Below are 17,268 nucleotides of genomic sequence, written 5' to 3' on the forward strand. Positions count from 1 at the left end.
AAGATTAAAAGATTAAAAGATTAAAAGATTAAAAGATTAAAAGATTAAAAGATTTTGAGATTTAAAGATTTAAAAAAGCGAAAAAACCGAAAAAATTGAAATAAATGTAAATAGAGAAAATCAGTGCTTTTTTGACATCGTGTAAAACTTTGTGAACTCTGTGCCTATGTGGTCAACCGAAGTGATGTAGTAAAAATTGAAAAGATTTAAAAAACCGAAAAAATTGAGATGCATGTAAATAGAGAAAATCAGTCCTTTTTTGACATCGTGTAAAACTTTGTGAACTCTGTGCCTATGTGGTCAACCGAAGTGATTAAAAGATTAAAAGATTAAAAGATTAAAAGATTGAAAGATTGAAAGTTAAAAGATTAAAAGATTAAAAGATTAAAAAAGCGAAAAAATTGAAATGCAAGTAATTAGAGAAAAACAGTGCTTTTTTGACATCGTGTAAAAACTTTGTGAACTCTGTGCTTATGTGGTCAACCGAAGTGATTTAGTAAAAATTGAAAAGATTAGCCTTCGACAAGCTCAGGCACCGACGAATCGTGGGTTAAGTTACCAAAACGAAACCTTAAGTGGTGAACGTCACGAAGTCTAGTTTCTCGTGTCTAGCTTCTAGCTTCTCAAAAAACGAAACCTTAAGTGATGAACGTCACGAAGTCTAGTTTCTCGTGTCTAGCTTCTAGCCTCTCAAAAAACGAAACTTTAAGTGGTGAATTCATCGAAGTCTTAATACTTAATACTTCAACCTTAATACTTTAATCTTAATACTCCAATCTTAATACTTATTACTTCAATCTACTACTCATTGTCTAAAAACCAACTTATCGTCGAAACAGTCGAGTAGGAGGGCTTGATCTGCTTTAATGTTGCCTGAAAGCAGCTCTTTACTCAAGGCGTTTAGAACTTCTTTCTGGATGACGCGCTTTACCGGACGTGCGCCAAACTGCGGATCGTAACCGCGTTTCACCAAATACGCCTTGGCCTCATTCGTGGCATCTAAGCTTATATGCTGATTAGCCAACATTTTCGATACCTGACGCAGTTGAATTCCTACAATCTCTCCAATTTCTTCGCGCGTTAACGGCTTAAAGAGCACCACTTCGTCAATCCGATTTAAAAACTCGGGTCGTACCGTACGTTTTAGTAACTGCATTACTTCTTCCTCTGCTAAAACCGCGGCTGCCTCTGCTGTGAGTGTCGGTTCTTCAAAGGTCCGCTGTATGGCTTCGCTTCCCAAATTGGAGGTCATAATGATAATCGCATTTTTGAAATCGGCTAATCGACCTTTGCTGTCGGTTAAGCGCCCTTCGTCGAGCATTTGCAATAAAATATTGAAGGTGTCGGGATGCGCTTTCTCGATCTCGTCGAGCAATATAACCGAATAGGGTTTTCTGCGTACCGCTTCCGTTAACTGTCCGCCTTCTTCGTAGCCCACGTAACCTGGAGGCGCACCAACTAAGCGACTCACCGCGTGCTTTTCTTGGTACTCCGACATGTCGATTCGCGTTAAGGCATTTTCGTCGTCGAACAAATATCCGGCAAGCGATTTAGCCAATTCGGTTTTTCCAACGCCCGTACTTCCTAGAAATAGAAACGTTCCCACAGGTTTGCGTGCGTCTTGTAAACCCGATCTACTTCGGCGAATCGCATCGGCAACCGCTGCTACAGCTTCTTCCTGACCCACAACTGTTTTGTGTAATTCGGTTTCAATATGCAGCAATTTTTCGCGGTCGCTTTGCATCATTTTTGCTACTGGAATGCCGGTCCATTTCGCAACCACTTCGGCAATGTCTTCTCGGGTAACTTCTTCTTTTATAAGAGCTTGGCTTCCTTGCTTTTGTTGTAATTCGGCAGTGTACTCTTCTAACTTTGTTTGTGCATCCTTAATTTTCCCGTAGCGAATTTCGGCTACCAAACCGTAATTACCATCGCGTTCAGCACGTTCGGCTTCGAGCTTTAACGACTCAATGTGCGCCTTTATTTGCTGCATGTTATCTACAATGTCGCGCTCCGATTTCCAACGCGAGTAAATTTCCTGGCGTTCTTCTTTTAGATTTGATAAATCTAATCCCAAGACTTTTAGCTTTACGTCGTCGTTTTCGCGTTTAATCGCTTCGATTTCAATTTCCAACTGCATGATTTTTCGATCCAAGACGTCGAGCTCTTCCGGTTTGGAATTGATTTCCATACGCAGTTTCGAAGCTGCTTCGTCCATTAAATCGATAGCTTTATCAGGCAAGAAGCGTGAGGTAATGTAGCGTTGAGAAAGTTCGACAGCGGCTATAATGGCATCGTCCTTAATTTGTACTTGGTGATGCGTTTCGTATTTGTCTTTGATCCCGCGAAGTATCGAAATGGCACTTTCGGTATCGGGTTCTTCGACCAGTACTTTTTGAAATCGGCGTTCCAGTGCTTTGTCTTTTTCGAAATATTTTTGGTATTCGTCGAGTGTTGTTGCTCCAATAGCGCGAAGTTCCCCACGAGCCAAAGCAGGTTTAAGGATGTTTGCTGCATCCATCGCTCCTTCGCCAGCACCAGCGCCAACCAGAGTATGAATTTCGTCGATAAACAAAACAATATCGCCATCGGTTGCCGTAACTTCTTTCACTACTGCTTTTAAGCGTTCTTCGAATTCGCCTTTGTATTTGGCGCCGGCAATCAGCGCACCCATGTCGAGTGAAAAAACGATTTTATCTTTAAGGTTTTCGGGAACGTCGCCAGCTACAATTCGGTGCGCTAAACCTTCTGCAATTGCGGTTTTACCCACTCCGGGTTCGCCCACTAACATCGGATTGTTTTTGGTGCGGCGTGTTAGAATTTGCAACACACGTCTGATTTCCTCATCGCGACCAATAACCGGATCGAGTTTCCCGCTTTTGGCTAAGTCGTTTAAGTTTTTAGCGAATTTAGAGAGTGCATTAAAAGTTTCCTCGGCACTTTGCGACGTCACTTTTTCGCCTTTTCGCAATTCGGAAATCGCCGCTACGAGTTCTTTTTCGGTAACGCCTTGATCGCGCAGAATTTGTCCGGCTTGCGATTTGGACTTAACGATAGCTAGCAATACATGATCGGTGGCCACAAACTCGTCGCCCATGGCGGTTGCCGTTTTTTCAGCTTCGTTTAAGGTCGCAATTGCGGTGCGTCCAAGCGTAATATCGGTTCCTCTAACCTTCGGATAGGTGTTTAGCTGACTGTCGATGAGTCGCGTAAGCAAGTCAACATTTACGCTCATTTTCTTTAATAGAAAACCAATTACGTTTTGATCGACATCCAATAAACTTCTCAGTAAATGTTCGTTTTCAATGAATTGCTGCCCTTTATTGAATACCAACTGCTGTGCATTTTGTAGCACTTCGGTTGCTTTTGTAGTTAATTTATTCAGGTTCATAATAATTGCAAAATTTTAATCATCTTTGAACAACTAATGCGCCAAGTTAGAATTGCTGCCAAAATGGCGTTAATTTAACTTTGTAAAGCGACAAAACGTCTTAAAATCAGTCAAAAATGGGATTTTTTTCTAATTCAGTTTCGGAAGATACGACTTCTTGGGTGGCTTTAACCGATGCTTCGCAGCTTGACGACCACGGTCTTTTGGTGGTTATAAAACACAGCACGCGGTGTATCGTGAGTAAAACGGTTTTGAAAGAATTGAATCGTTCGCTAGAGTTCAACAACGCCACATTTTTGTATTTGGATTTGTTGCAGTATCGCAGCATCAGTAATTATATTGCCGAGAAATACGGTATTCAGCACGAGAGTCCGCAGTTATTAGTTATTTCGGAAGGAAAAGTTCTCTATGCCGCTTCGCACTCGTCGATTGATTCGGAGGTCGTTAACCGAATCCTGAATCAATAAGGCGCTGTCGGAAATCGGTTGTTTAAGATCACCGCTCGTAGTTTCTGTTTGATGTCTGCCGAGCAATTCAAAACCATCTGTTCGTTTGTTGGGAACGGTAGTACACGGCGGTCGAAAAACGGCCAATAATCGTTTTCCACTGCGCGTCGGTCGCCGTTGTAGGTAGCATAGCCGTTTTCAAAAATCCATTCGCTTCCAAGCGGAAAGCTATTTATCAATTGGTTGGTTGTGAAATTGATGAAATCTACTTTCGCGACAACTTGAACGTTTTTAAATTGTACGAACTCGTACACGGAGCAGGTCACTTTTCGGATATCGTCAACGGTAATGTTCTTTCCAAGCGAGTCTTTTACCGCTCTTCCGCGGTCGTCGTACACATTTTTCTTACCGAAATTCACATCTTTTTCTTTCACAAATTGGCGTTCACGTACTTGTTCTGGCGAAATATTTATTTCTCTAAACGTGAGTACTATGCCGTAATCGTAGTTCACTTTCGGCTGTCTAATCGAATGATATACCGTAAACTTATCGTTTAATCCGCCGGTGCTAAAATCTAAAATATCAGCTTCCAAACGCTGTGGAATGATTTTCCCACTTTCATTTTTGGTGTAAATACTCACATAATCGGTTCCGAGCAAAATGGCGTCGGCGAGTAGTTTTTCGGCATCTTTATAAGCAGGCGATAACTGTAAAAGGTATTCCAAATCTTCTGCCGCACGTCGGCCACCAACTTTTGATTTACTGGCAAGTAACGCTTTGGCATTCGTGTACAGATATTTAACCAAAGCATTTTTGCTGTTTACAATTTCTTCGCTGTAATCGTCGAACGGAAAAATAGCATCACGCTTTTCTTTAAGGAGCGGCAAGGGTAGGAGCGGACGAATTTTTTCTTGCCGCGCGTTAAGACGTTGATACGTAGCAAAAATGCGTTCTAAATTCGCAGGACTGTTGTCTTTCACCAACAAATCAACATCTCGTAAATCGCGTTCTTTCGCTTTAGCAAAGGCTTCTTCCAGCATATAAATGTAGTCTTGCTTCCCTTTCCGAGTCTTATTGTTTGAAAGTCGGTCGATTGCTACATCAATTGCTACATCGTAATCGCCAGAACTCAGGTAATTTCGGGTTTCGGTTTTTCCGCAAGAAGCTAAAAATAAAACAGTTAGAAGAAGAGTAAATGAAGAACGCATACAAACAAATTAGGATTCAAATATATCATTTTGGAAATTGCTGAAGCCCGCTCGCTTATTTTTTTGGCGGTTGTTGTGATTTTCGCTTTCGCGGAAGGAAAAAATACGTTCTCAAATGAATAAAAATCGGCAGCAAAAAACTATTTTAGCGACATGATCTCTTCGCAAATGTCCGATTCTTCAAATAAACTCAAAATATTCAACGATCCGATTTACGGATTTATTTCCATACCAAATCCACTTATTTTCGACGTTATTGCGCACAAGTATTTTCAGCGTTTACGGCGTATTTCACAAATGGGACTCTCGTATTTGGTGTATCCAGGCGCTCATCATACGCGCTTTCATCACGCGTTGGGTGCCATGCATTTAATGCAAAAGGCGGTTCGAGTATTGCGTTTTAAAGGTGTTGAGATCAGTCCGGAAGAAGAACAAGCCTTGTATTTAGCGATTTTATTGCACGACATTGGTCACGGGCCGTTTTCTCACGCCATGGAACAAAGCATCGTTAAAGGCGTACATCACGAAAGTTTGTCGCTTAAATTCATGCATGCACTAAACGGTGTTTTTGATGGGAAGCTTGATTTAGCTATTCGCATTTTTACGGGAAATTACGAACGCAAATTTATGTCTCAACTCATTTCGGGTCAGTTAGATATGGATCGAATGGATTATTTGCGACGCGACAGTTTTTATACCGGTGTAGCCGAAGGAAGTATCAATGCCGATCGTTTGATTCAAATGATGGATGTGGTCGACGATCGTTTGGTTGTGGAAGAAAAGGGAATTTATTCTGTTGAAAAGTTTTTAGTTGCCCGACGTTTGATGTACTGGCAAGCGTATTTACACAAAACAAGTTATGTGGCCGAGTTGATGTTGCAGCAAATATTTAAACGTGCTGTGCAGCTAATTGGCGAAGGTTTTAGCTTACAGGCTTCAGATCCTTTATTGCATTTTCTAAAAAATGGCGCAGCAGTCGCATTTGATGAAGCCGATTTAGAATTGTTTTCCAAACTCGATGACACTGATGTATTGATGGCATTAAAACAGTGGCAAAGTTGTGGCGATTTTGTTTTGGAACAGCTTTGCGAGCGCATTTTGAACAGGAATTTACTTAAGATTAGTTTGGGCGATGAGAAGTTTACAGCTGCAGATAAGGAGCAAGCTATTGCAGAAGTTGCTGAGAAATACCAAATCAGCAAAGCTGAGGCTTCGTATTTTGTGTACAAAGGAAAAATCAAGAATCAGGCGTATTCGATGGATAAAGAGCCTATATGTATCTTGAAGAAAGACAAGACAATAGCCGATGTTGTTTTTGTATCCGATCAGCTCAATTTGAAGGCCTTGTCGAAGCCAGTAGTAAAATACTACTTGTGTAAACCGAAGCTCTTGTAGAAATTTAACAATAGACACCAAAATTTTCTATTTTTGTCGCAATGAAATTTACAGCAGCTCAAATAGCAGGAATACTCGAAGGAGAGGTCGTTGGCAACCCGTTAGCCGAGGTTTCGCGACTTTCTAAGATCGAGGAAGGTACCGAAGGTTCGCTTACGTTTTTGTCGAATCCTAAATATGTAAATTACATTTACTCCACACAAGCGTCGATTTGCATTGTGAATTCGACCTTTGTTCCCGAAAATCCGATCACAACTACTTTAATAAAAGTGGATGATGCCTACGGTGCGTTTACCAAAATTTTGTCGTTTTACGATCAGGTGAAACACAACAAATCTGGAATTGAAAATCCGAGTTTTATCGCCGCTTCAGCGAAGTATGGTGCTCATTTTTATCTTGGTGCCTTTGCATACGTAGGTGAAAATGTAGTAATTGGCGAAAATGTAAAGATTTATCCAGGAGTTTTTATTGGAGATAATGTTCGAATTGGCGACAATACGCTTATTTTCAGTGGTTCTAGAATATGTTCAGAAACCGTGATTGGTAATTTTTGTACGATTCATGCCAATGTAGTTATTGGTGCCGACGGGTTTGGCTTTGCTCCGCAAGAAGACGGTAGTTACAAGAAAATCCCACAAATTGGTAACGTGGTTTTAGAGGATTACGTTGATGTGGGAGCGGCAACAACTATTGATCGCGCCACTATGGGAAGCACGATTATCCGAAAAGGAGTGAAGCTCGATAACCAAATTCAGATTGCACACAATGTTGAAATTGGTGAAAATACAGTAATCGCTGCGCAAACCGGAATTGCAGGTTCTACAAAAATTGGAAAGAACAGCATGATTGGCGGACAGGTAGGTATTGCGGGCCACTTAATGGTAGGCAATAACGTGCGCGTTCAGGCACAATCGGGTATTGGCAGAAATCTTAAAGACGGCGAAACAGTTCAAGGAAGTCCAGCACTTCCGTATACCGATTACAGCAAATCATATATTCATTTTAAAAACCTTCCTAAAATTCTTCAAGAAATAGAAGACTTGAAAAAGCAAATACTTCATGCAAACAGCTCACAATTGTCCGGCGATGGTCAAGCAGAAAACAATTAAAGAAGAAATATCTCTTACGGGTGTTGGATTACACACCGGTAAGGAAGTCAAAATGACATTTAAACCTGCGCCAATCAACAACGGCTTCACTTTCGTTCGCGTTGATTTGGAGGGAAGTCCGATTATTGAAGCCGACGCTAACTACGTAGTGAATACGCAGCGCGGAACCAATTTGGAGAAATTAGGTGTAAAAATTCAAACCTCAGAACACGTACTTGCCGCCTGTGTAGGTTGTGATTTGGATAACGTAATTATCGAATTAAATGCTTCAGAACCACCTATTATGGACGGTTCATCGAAATATTTTGTTGAAGCTATTGAGAAAGTAGGAACCGTTGAACAAGACGCTGAACGCAAATACTATGTGGTAAAAGAAGTAATTTCTTTCAGCGACGAAGCAACAGGTAGTGAAATTTTGGTGATGCCAGGCGATGATTATCAAGTTACCGCAATGGTCGATTTCGGAACCAAGGTTTTAGGTACACAGAATGCGACCTTAAAATCGATGAGCGATTTCAAAAAAGAAATTGCTGATGCCCGAACTTTTAGCTTCCTTCACGAATTGGAGTCGCTTTTAGAACACGGATTGATAAAAGGAGGCGACTTAAACAATGCAATCGTTTATGTGGATAAGGAAATCTCGCCTGCCACGATGGAAAGTTTGAAAGTAGCTTTTGGAAAAGATAGCATTTCGGTTAAACCAAACGGAATACTAGATAATCTTACACTTCATTATCCAAACGAAGCCGCAAGACACAAGCTTCTAGACGTAATTGGAGATTTAGCTTTGGTAGGCGTTCGTTTGAAAGGAAAGGTAATTGCAAACAAACCGGGTCATTACATCAATACACAATTTGCTAAGAAATTGGCAAAAATGATCAAGATTGAGCAACGTAACCAAGTGCCAACGGTCGATGTTAATCAGGAACCGCTCATGGATGTGAATAAAATCATGAGTATGTTGCCGCACCGTCCGCCGTTTTTATTGGTCGATAAAATTTTCGAGTTGTCGGAGCAGCACGTTTTAGGATTGAAGAATGTAACGATGAACGAGCCGTTTTTCGTAGGTCATTTTCCGGATGCTCCCGTCATGCCAGGTGTTCTGATTGTAGAAGCGATGGCACAGTGCGGTGGAATTTTGGTTTTAAGTACCGTTCCAGATCCAGAAAATTATCTGACGTTCTTCATGAAAATCGATAATGTAAAGTTCAAACAAAAAGTATTGCCTGGCGATACATTAATCTTTAAATGCGACTTATTGGCGCCGATTCGTCGCGGTATTTGTCACATGCAAGCCAATGCATACGCCAACGGACGTTTAGTTGCCGAAGCCGAATTAATGGCACAAATTGCACGTAAAGACAAGGCGTAACATCCAAAACAAACAGCATGAATCAACCTTTAGCATACGTACATCCCGGAGCCAAAATCGCTAAAAACGTAGTGATTGAGCCTTTTACGACCATTCATAATAATGTAGTTATTGGCGATGGTACTTGGATTGGTTCGAACGTAACCATTATGGAAGGCGCTCGAATCGGTAAGAATTGTAATATTTTCCCCGGAGCCGTTATTGCCGCAGTTCCACAAGATTTGAAATTTGGCGGCGAAGATTCGTTGGCGATAATTGGTGATAACTGTACTATACGCGAATGTGTAACCATAAACCGCGGAACGGTAGCATCTGGACAAACTGTCTTGGGAAATAATTGTTTAGTAATGGCCACAGCGCATATTGCACACGATTGCCATATTGGCGACAATGCAATTATCGTTAATGGCGTTGCATTAGCCGGACACGTAGTGGTTGGTAATTATGCGATTATTGGTGGTTTAGCAGCCGTGCATCAGTTCATACACATTGGCGATCATGCGATGATTTCTGGTGGTTCGTTGGTTAGAAAAGATGTTCCACCGTTCACCAAAGCCGCAAAAGAACCTTTGTCGTATGTGGGAATAAATTCGGTAGGTTTACGCCGTCGCGGTTTTTCAACAGATAAAATTCGCGAAATTCAAAATATTTACAGAATTCTTTATCAAAAAAACTACAATACCTCTCAGGCAGTCAGTATTATAGAAGCGGAAATGGAGGCAACTCCGGAACGCGACGAGATTCTGGATTTTATTAAAAATTCATCTCGCGGAATCATGAAAGGTTACAGCGGAAATTATTAAAAACTCTTATAAATCAACTAATGGCATCTACATCAGATATCAAAAACGGATTGTGTATTAAATACAACCACGACATTTACAAAATTATCGAGTTCTTACACGTAAAACCTGGGAAAGGTCCGGCTTTCGTGAGAACAAAATTAAAGAGCTTAACCACTGGAAAAGTAATTGATAACACCTTTTCTGCAGGACATAAAATTGAAGATATTCGTGTGGAAACGCATAAGTTTCAGTTTTTGTATGCCGAAGGCGATTCGTTTCACTTCATGAATGCTGAAAGCTTCGAACAAATAACGCTCGACAAGAAAATTCTCGATGCACCTGATTTATTGAAAGAAGGTGAGAATGTTATGGTAGCCATAAATACAGAAACCGATTTGCCTTTATCTGTTGATATGCCTGCTTCGGTTGTTTTAGAAGTTACCTATTCTGAACCTGGAGTTAAAGGAAATACATCTACAAATGCTACAAAACCAGCAACTTTAGAAACTGGAGCCGTGGTAAACGTGCCGTTGTTCATCAACGAAGGAGATAAAATAAAAGTAGATACCGCATCAGGTTCATACATCGAACGCGTAAAAGAATAACATGAAATTTCCAAAAGTACATACCCTTGAAGAGATTGCTCAGATCATCGGAACTACGTTTGTAGGTCGGCCGGATTTTCCGGTTTTGGGTATGAACGAAATTCATGTTGTTGAACCGGGCGACATCGTTTTTGTGGATCATCCGAAATATTACGACAAAGCGCTACAATCGGCTGCAACGATCGTTTTAATTAACAAAGAAGTTGAATGTCCGGAAGGTAAAGCACTTTTAATCAGTGACGATCCGTTTCGCGACTTCAATAAGCTAACCAATTATTTCCGACCGTTTCAGGCATTGCATGCATCGATTTCGGAAACGGCTCAAATAGGTTCGGGTACGGTTATACAACCGCAAGCAGTGATTGGAAATCATGTGACAATCGGTAAAAATTGTATTATTTACTCGAATGTGGTGATTTACGATCATTGTGTTATTGGCGATAACGTAGTCATTAACGCGGGAACGATTATCGGAGCTGATGCCTTTTATTACAAAAAGCGACCTGAAGGTTTCGATCAGCTTAAAAGCGGCGGACGCGTAGTTATTGAAGACGATGTGCATATTGGTGCGCTTTGCACAATAGATCGTGGCGTTACCGGCGATACAACTATTGGTGCGGGCTCAAAGTTAGATAATCACATACAGATTGGTCACGATACCGTTGTGGGTAAAAAGTGCTTATTTGCTTCGCAAGTTGGAATTGCAGGTTGCGTGGTTATCGAAGATGAAGTAACGATTTGGGGACAAGTTGGAACTACGAGCGGTATCACCATCGGTAAGAAAGCAGTAATTATGGGGCAGACTGGTGTTACGAAATCCATCGCAGGTGGAAAGAGTTACTTCGGAACTCCGATCGAAGAGAGCAGAGAAAAGCTTAAACAACTTGCTTATTTAAAGAGACTTCCTGAAATTGTCGAAAAATTGAAATAGTTATGTCGGTCAAAAAATTCATAAAGGATTTCTATAAATCGGATGCGTTGATTAACGGTCAGTTATTAGCGACCTATTTACACGACGATATTGAGTTTGTTTGGACAAGTTCTACAGGTAAAAAAACATATACCAAAAGCGACCTGGTTGCTCTGGCGACTGAGATGAGTAGGGCGTATGTGCGATCAAAAGTTCGCATTAAAAGTCTGGTTAAAGAAAAGAACCACGTTGCTGTTTTTTATGCTCATTATGTGAAAACTATTGAGAATCCGCGTGAGGATATTCTTTTGGCTGATTTTGCTGTGGTTTGGGAAGTGAAAGATGCGAAATTGGTAAGTGGTACTCAAATTAGCCAACTCGTCTAATATGTCATTTTTTCAAAATCAAGATAAAGTAGTAGCGTTAATCTTTCGGTTAACGCTATTTTTTTGGCTGGTAACCAAGTTAATGAGTTACTCGCTGTGGTTGGGAACGCATGTGTTTCCAATGGCGCCTTACTTTAGTTTTATACCTGCCTTTCCCGCGTTTTTGCACTACGTGTTATTTGGTGGTTCGTTGTTGGGTTTGCTTTTTTTAATGCTAAAGCCCACAAATCGAATTGTGCTTATTTCTTTGATAATCATAGAAATAATTCAATTAATTCCTGATCAAAACCGCTGGCAGCCGTATATTTTACAATTTATTTTTACAGGAATTTTATTTGATTTATACAGAAAGAAGCCAGCGCTTTTTACAGCGAACATGGCGTTTTACTCGGCTTGTTTGTATCTGCATTCGGGTTTGCATAAATTGAACGGAGGCTTTTTATTCCACGTGTGGGAACGAATGATTTTGCATCAATTTTTAGGTTTCGATTTATCGATAGCCGAACAACCCATTGTGCATTACAGCGGTTTGGCTCTAGGTGTGTTCGAAGTAATTGGCGCTATAGGAGTTTTATTTGCTCGAAACAAGTTCTTTTATGCCTGGATTTTAGTAGGTATGCATATTTTCATTTTGCTGTTTATTTCACCTTCCGGAATAGATTACAACAGTATTGTTTGGCCTTGGAATATATTAATGATGGCTATTTTGCCTGTCATATTTTATCATAAAACAGAACGAGCAGCACTGCATTTCAATTTAAAACACCCGAAAACACTGCTGTTAGGCCTATTTTTACTAATACTCCCTTTTTTAAGTTTCTTTGATTACTACGATAACTTTTTAGCGTTTAATCTCTACTCTGGCAGGTTAAAGCAATTTGATATTTGTGTGGGGAAACCTGATGAAGCGCCCGACTTGCAGGTTTTTGAAACGAAAAAGCGCACGTACTGCGATACGAAAACGGTTCTTCAAACTAATGTGTGGCACATCCGCGAAACCAATACCGTGGTATATCCAGAGATTCGTGTTTATAGACAAATAGCCGATTCGCTCAAAATGCGTTATCCAAAAGCCGAACTGAGTTTTTGCATTTATCAGTATCCATACAAAGCAGCGAACATCATTTATTTTGACTAATTTTTAAAAACAAGCTGTAATAATTTAACCAATAGTTACAGCATTTACCTTATTTTTGCGCTACAATTTTATAAACTAAATAATTCAACCATAATGAGCGTCTTAGTAAATAAAGATTCAAAAATTATTGTACAAGGTTTTACAGGAAGCGAAGGTACTTTCCACGCTTCGCAAATGATTGAATACGGAACAAACGTCGTAGGCGGTGTAACTCCAGGAAAAGGCGGAACAACGCATTTAGATCGTCCGGTTTTCAATACCGTAAAAGACGCTGTTGAACAAGCTGGCGCAGATACCAGTATCATTTTTGTACCGCCTGCATTTGCCGCTGATGCTATTATGGAAGCTGCCGATGCCGGAATCAAAGTTATTATCGCCATCACGGAAGGTATTCCAGTTGCTGATATGATTAAAGCATACGATTATATCAAAGGAAAGAATTGCCGTTTAATCGGCCCAAACTGTCCAGGTGTAATAACACCAGAAGAAGCAAAAGTAGGAATCATGCCTGGTTTCGTTTTCAAAAAAGGAACTGTGGGAATTGTTTCAAAGTCGGGAACATTAACGTACGAAGCTGCCGATCAAGTAGTGAAGCAAGGTTTGGGAATTACAACGGCTATTGGAATTGGTGGCGACCCAATCATTGGAACTACAACTAAAGAAGCTGTTGAGTTGTTGATGAACGACCCGGAAACAAAATGTATTGTTATGATTGGCGAAATTGGAGGTCAGCTTGAAGCTGATGCTGCAAAATGGATTCAAGCCGATGGTAACCGCAAGCCAGTTGTTGGTTTTATTGCTGGTGAAACTGCACCAAAAGGTAGAACGATGGGGCACGCTGGAGCAATTGTTGGCGGTGCCGACGATACAGCTGCTGCTAAAAAAGCAATTATGCGCGCCTGCGGAATCCACGTGGTAGATTCTCCTGCTGAAATAGGTAAAAAAGTTAAAGAAGTTCTTGGTTAACCGTAAGAACTCCATTTTTAAAGCCGTTTGATTTTTCGAACGGCTTTTTTTATTGGAATTAAGGTTAATACTTCGCGGCTTTTTTTCGACTGGAAATGATAAGATTGCTATTTTCTTGCGCCCAATCTATTAGCGGAACGAGTTTGTTAAGCAATTCCATACCCAAGCTTGTTAACTGGTATTCAACTCGTGGCGGTACTTCGGGATAAATCGTACGTTTTACCAGTCCGTCTTGTTCTAGTTTACGAACCGTAACGGTAAGCATGCGCTGCGAAACATCGCCGATTTTTGATTTTAGTTCGTTAAAGCGAAGGGTGCCGTCGCCTGCTAATGCATATACCACCAAAAGCGACCATTTATCGCTCACGTGCGCAACAACATCGCGTACCGGACAAGAGAAGTTCCGACTGCTGTTTGCCAAATTGAAATATTCTTTAAATTTTTTTTCGGACTTAAGGTCTTGATTTTCCATATTAGTTACTGCTGTGTGCGTGAGTTATAGCGCTGTACCTTCTTGTTTGACGCAAAGTTACTATTTACTTTTGAGTTATTAAAAGTAACTATTGTATCATTTTTCAAACAAGTATTATGTCGAAAATTCTTATTACAGGAGCAAGTGGGACCAACGGAAAAGCCTTAGCAGAAGTGCTCACCAATCGCCGTGTTGCAGTAAAGTTAGCAAGTAGAAATCCGTTACCTACAAACGAGTATTCAGAGTATGTGCCTTTTGATTTTGCAGACGTGTCAACTTTTGAAGCTGCTGTGGCCGATGTGGATCGGGTGTTTTTATTGGGACCGCCTTTGCAATTTGGTATTGAAGCCTTGCTTACGCCTTTCATTGATTTTTTAAAGGAAAAGGGAATTAATCGTGTAGTTTACTTTTCGGCTTTTGCCTCGGAAAAGATGGGCGACAATTTCGAGTTTCATTTGAATTTGGAAAAGAAGTTAGCTGCCGACGGATTTGCATATACCATTTTACGGCCTTCGTTTTTTGCGCAGAATTTTAAAAATTACGAATTCGAGAACATTACCCAACGCAACATCATTTTTATGCCGGCAGGTTTGGGCAAAGCAGCTTTTGTGGATGTTTACGACATTGCTGAAGTTGCCGCAAAAGCACTAACTGAAGATGGGCACGAACATAAAACATACGAACTCACCGGTCCTGAGTTGCTAACGTATGAAGATCTTGCTGCCTATTTAACTGAAATTTTGGGTAAGAAAATTACATATCCGAATCCGACGCCGGAGGTTTTCAGACAGGTTTTAGTGGATAGTGGTGCGCCTGAATTTGTTGCTAATTACCTGATTTCGGTGTACGGCGTTATTGCTAAGAAAGAAGCGGAGGTTATTGCCGATGGTGTGGAGCTCGTTTTGGGAAGAAAAGCCACAGATGTGAAAACGGTTTTAAAACGCGATTTTAAAGGGTAACGTATTTCCGCAACAGGGAATGTAGCGAAAAGCTTTGCAAAACTGCGGGCCTATAAAACGAAAAGCACAGTGCGACTAACAGAAGCGTCTGTGCTTTTTTAGTTTTATAGCCCGCAGTGCGCAAACTTGCAGCGAAATGCCCGACGGCGGCGCGACTTTTAGTTGAAGAACGGTTGCCGCCGGGTTGCCCTGAAAAAATACAATACTATTTTATCTTAACTAGTTAATTTAGTAACTTTGAAGAATGCCTACGGTTTTTTACAGTAACGGATTTCGGTTCTTCTTTTACAGTAATGAGAACGATGAACCTGTTCATGTGCATGTTGAAAAAGGCGACGGTTATGGGAAAATATGGTTGGATCCGATTGAATCAGATTATTTTAATGGATTTAATGCACAGGAACAGAGGCTAATAAAAAAGATAGTTTCAGAAAACGCAGATTTGCTTAAACGAAAATGGTATGAATACTTTAGATAAAAAATACGATCCCATTCTAGAATTTATTGCCGCAAAGCAGTTGAAAATCACTGCTGTAGCTTTTGAGAACGATTTAATTAATATCACGCTAAATACCAATCAGTTACTAATTGATTCGTTACTTAAATATCCTCGTTTGTCAACTGCGAAGTCGGTTGATCGCGATAATTTCTTACTCATCGCACAAGGAACCGGTATTCATTGGCCCACTTTAGACGAAGATTTAAGTCTTTACGGTTTTATGAAAGACTATTTACATACATCGTTTGCTAATAATACGACCATCAAAATTCTTTGATTTAAACAAGGAACAACTCGGCTGCTGTCCTCGAAATGTAAGTGTTTCGCCGCCGGGTTGCCCAAATATTAAGCAAAACTCTTTTCGAGCACGCCCACTTCCTCCATACATTTCTTCATTTCGCAGTAGGTACGCGCAATGTCGTTGTCTAAACCAATCGAGAAACGAATAAGTCCGTCGGATAATCCCATTTCTTGCTGTTCTTCTAACGGAATTTCACTCGAAGTCGAGGTTCCTGGAGCCGAAAACAACGTTTTGTAAAAGCCTAAACTCACAGCCAAATACCCCAAATTGCGGAGCTGCATCAGTTCCATCAACTCATTGGCTTTATCGAGTGAACCCGCATCAATAGTCATCATACCGCCAAAACCGTATTCCGGATTGATCATCGAAGCGTACAATTTATGACTCGGATGACTCGCCAAACCGGGGTACACCACCTTGAGTCCGTCGGCTTCAAACTTTGTAGCTAAATATAAAGCGTTATGACTGTGTTGTTTCATTCGAATATGTAACGTTCTTAAATTTTTCATTACACTAGCCGATCGCAAACTGTCCATAGTCGGGCCAAGTAACATCGAAGCTCCTGTATTTACACTTTTCATGCTGTCGATAAAAGCGCGAGATGCACAGGTAACTCCGCCAACGGTATCCGAACTTCCGTTGATGTATTTGGTTAAACTGTGGCAAACGATATCGGCTCCCAAAACAGCAGGAGCAACAGATAATGGCGAAAACGTGTTATCAACAACCAATAAAAGTCCGTGTTTTTTTGCGATTTTTGATAAGCCAGCAATGTTGGCTACTTCCAACAGCGGATTGCTCACCGTTTCACAGTAAAGTACCTTGGTTTGAGGCGTTATGGCAGCTTCCACTAAATCGAGTTTTGTAATGTCCACAAAACTAGTTGTGATGCCCATTTTTGGAGCGAAGTTTTTCAGAAAAGCGTAAGTGCCTCCGTATATGGTTCGGCTCGAAACAATATGATCGTTTTGTCCGCAAATTTGCAGTAAGGTGCACGTGATGGCGCCCATTCCCGAAGCCGCAACATTCGCAGCCTCAGTGCCTTCCATCGCTGCCAATGCCTGATCGAGATACAAATTGCTAGGCGAGGAGTGACGCGAATACAGATAACAGCCTTCAGCATTACCTTCAAAAGTGTCGAACATCGTTTTAGCCGACAAAAAAGTGTAGGTCGACGAGTCGCTTATCGACGGGTTTACGCCGCCAAATTCACCGAAATATTGCAAGTCTTGTATGCGATCGGCAGGTTTAAAATTCTCCATAATTTGTTGTTTTTGGGCAGCTATCCGGCTTTTCGCGTCAAGCTTCGTTACATCAGCTGCGTTT

General features: G+C 40.9%; 17 protein-coding genes. 13 read left to right on the forward strand and 4 right to left on the reverse strand.

The features are described 5' to 3' along the window. Window positions 1-805 precede the first annotated feature (805 nt). A complete protein-coding gene (clpB, locus tag ACOVQQ_RS10605; protein ID WP_421818173.1) occupies window positions 806-3,391 on the reverse strand; it encodes an ATP-dependent chaperone ClpB in 2,586 nt (861 codons plus the stop codon). Between the two features lie 116 nt (window positions 3,392-3,507). Here clpB and ytxJ point away from each other — a divergent pair, with 116 nt between their 5' ends. Further along, window positions 3,508-3,858 (forward strand): bacillithiol system redox-active protein YtxJ, encoded by a 351-nt coding sequence (gene ytxJ, locus ACOVQQ_RS10610; protein ID WP_421818174.1) that lies wholly within the window; start codon window positions 3,508-3,510, stop codon window positions 3,856-3,858. Here the strand turns inward: ytxJ and ACOVQQ_RS10615 are convergent. Continuing rightward, window positions 3,852-5,045: a hypothetical protein gene (locus tag ACOVQQ_RS10615; RefSeq protein WP_421818175.1), complete on the reverse strand. Its 1,194-nt coding sequence runs from the start codon at window positions 5,043-5,045 to the stop codon at window positions 3,852-3,854. The genes ytxJ and ACOVQQ_RS10615 overlap by 7 nt on opposite strands. 168 nt (window positions 5,046-5,213) lie before the next feature. On the opposite strand from ACOVQQ_RS10615, the gene ACOVQQ_RS10620 reads away from it, so the two are divergent. From ACOVQQ_RS10620 to sucD, 9 genes are all read left to right on the forward strand, one after another. Further along, window positions 5,214-6,440, forward strand: coding sequence for an HD domain-containing protein (locus tag ACOVQQ_RS10620; RefSeq protein ID WP_421818176.1), 1,227 nt, complete (start codon window positions 5,214-5,216; stop codon window positions 6,438-6,440). Between the two features lie 41 nt (window positions 6,441-6,481). Next, a complete protein-coding gene (lpxD, locus tag ACOVQQ_RS10625) occupies window positions 6,482-7,549 on the forward strand; it encodes a UDP-3-O-(3-hydroxymyristoyl)glucosamine N-acyltransferase (protein ID WP_094486829.1) in 1,068 nt (355 codons plus the stop codon). Next, window positions 7,527-8,921: a bifunctional UDP-3-O-[3-hydroxymyristoyl] N-acetylglucosamine deacetylase/3-hydroxyacyl-ACP dehydratase gene (locus ACOVQQ_RS10630; protein ID WP_094486830.1), complete on the forward strand. Its 1,395-nt coding sequence runs from the start codon at window positions 7,527-7,529 to the stop codon at window positions 8,919-8,921. The genes lpxD and ACOVQQ_RS10630 overlap by 23 nt, the downstream gene beginning before the upstream one ends. A 17-nt stretch (window positions 8,922-8,938) precedes the next feature. After that, window positions 8,939-9,724, forward strand: a complete 786-nt coding sequence (gene lpxA, locus ACOVQQ_RS10635; RefSeq protein ID WP_421818177.1) for an acyl-ACP--UDP-N-acetylglucosamine O-acyltransferase — start codon at window positions 8,939-8,941, stop codon at window positions 9,722-9,724. 20 nt (window positions 9,725-9,744) lie between these two features. Continuing rightward, window positions 9,745-10,311: an elongation factor P gene (gene efp, locus ACOVQQ_RS10640; protein ID WP_094486832.1), complete on the forward strand. Its 567-nt coding sequence runs from the start codon at window positions 9,745-9,747 to the stop codon at window positions 10,309-10,311. A 1-nt stretch (window position 10,312) separates the two neighbouring features. After that, window positions 10,313-11,242 (forward strand): UDP-3-O-(3-hydroxymyristoyl)glucosamine N-acyltransferase, encoded by a 930-nt coding sequence (locus ACOVQQ_RS10645; protein ID WP_421818178.1) that lies wholly within the window; start codon window positions 10,313-10,315, stop codon window positions 11,240-11,242. 2 nt (window positions 11,243-11,244) lie between these two features. Further along, on the forward strand, window positions 11,245-11,607 hold the full coding sequence (locus ACOVQQ_RS10650; RefSeq protein ID WP_421818179.1) for a nuclear transport factor 2 family protein: 363 nt from the start codon (window positions 11,245-11,247) through the stop codon (window positions 11,605-11,607). Between the two features lies 1 nt (window position 11,608). Further along, window positions 11,609-12,745: a hypothetical protein gene (locus ACOVQQ_RS10655; RefSeq protein WP_421818180.1), complete on the forward strand. Its 1,137-nt coding sequence runs from the start codon at window positions 11,609-11,611 to the stop codon at window positions 12,743-12,745. A gap of 93 nt (window positions 12,746-12,838) precedes the next feature. Further along, a complete protein-coding gene (gene sucD, locus ACOVQQ_RS10660; RefSeq protein WP_094486836.1) occupies window positions 12,839-13,711 on the forward strand; it encodes a succinate--CoA ligase subunit alpha in 873 nt (290 codons plus the stop codon). Window positions 13,712-13,775: 64 nt separating this feature from the next. On the opposite strand, the gene ACOVQQ_RS10665 is transcribed toward sucD, so the two are convergent. Beyond that, a complete protein-coding gene (locus ACOVQQ_RS10665; RefSeq protein ID WP_421818181.1) occupies window positions 13,776-14,183 on the reverse strand; it encodes a winged helix-turn-helix transcriptional regulator in 408 nt (135 codons plus the stop codon). A 116-nt stretch (window positions 14,184-14,299) separates the two neighbouring features. On the opposite strand from ACOVQQ_RS10665, the gene ACOVQQ_RS10670 reads away from it, so the two are divergent. From ACOVQQ_RS10670 to ACOVQQ_RS10680, 3 genes are all read left to right on the forward strand, one after another. Then, window positions 14,300-15,142, forward strand: a complete 843-nt coding sequence (locus tag ACOVQQ_RS10670) for an SDR family oxidoreductase (protein ID WP_421818182.1) — start codon at window positions 14,300-14,302, stop codon at window positions 15,140-15,142. A gap of 244 nt (window positions 15,143-15,386) precedes the next feature. Next, a complete protein-coding gene (locus ACOVQQ_RS10675; RefSeq protein WP_421818183.1) occupies window positions 15,387-15,620 on the forward strand; it encodes a DUF4160 domain-containing protein in 234 nt (77 codons plus the stop codon). Then, on the forward strand, window positions 15,604-15,918 hold the full coding sequence (locus ACOVQQ_RS10680; RefSeq protein WP_421818184.1) for a DUF2442 domain-containing protein: 315 nt from the start codon (window positions 15,604-15,606) through the stop codon (window positions 15,916-15,918). The genes ACOVQQ_RS10675 and ACOVQQ_RS10680 overlap by 17 nt, the downstream gene beginning before the upstream one ends. A 68-nt stretch (window positions 15,919-15,986) precedes the next feature. Here the strand turns inward: ACOVQQ_RS10680 and ACOVQQ_RS10685 are convergent, their stop codons facing one another. Continuing rightward, the gene (locus ACOVQQ_RS10685; RefSeq protein WP_421818185.1) at window positions 15,987-17,204 is read right to left on the reverse strand and encodes an aminotransferase class I/II-fold pyridoxal phosphate-dependent enzyme; all 1,218 of its coding nucleotides are present in this window, start codon (window positions 17,202-17,204) and stop codon (window positions 15,987-15,989) included. Window positions 17,205-17,268: the final 64 nt, after the last annotated feature.

The organism is Flavobacterium sp., from assembly GCF_049240005.1.
Classification (GTDB): Bacteria; Bacteroidota; Bacteroidia; order Flavobacteriales; family Flavobacteriaceae; genus Flavobacterium.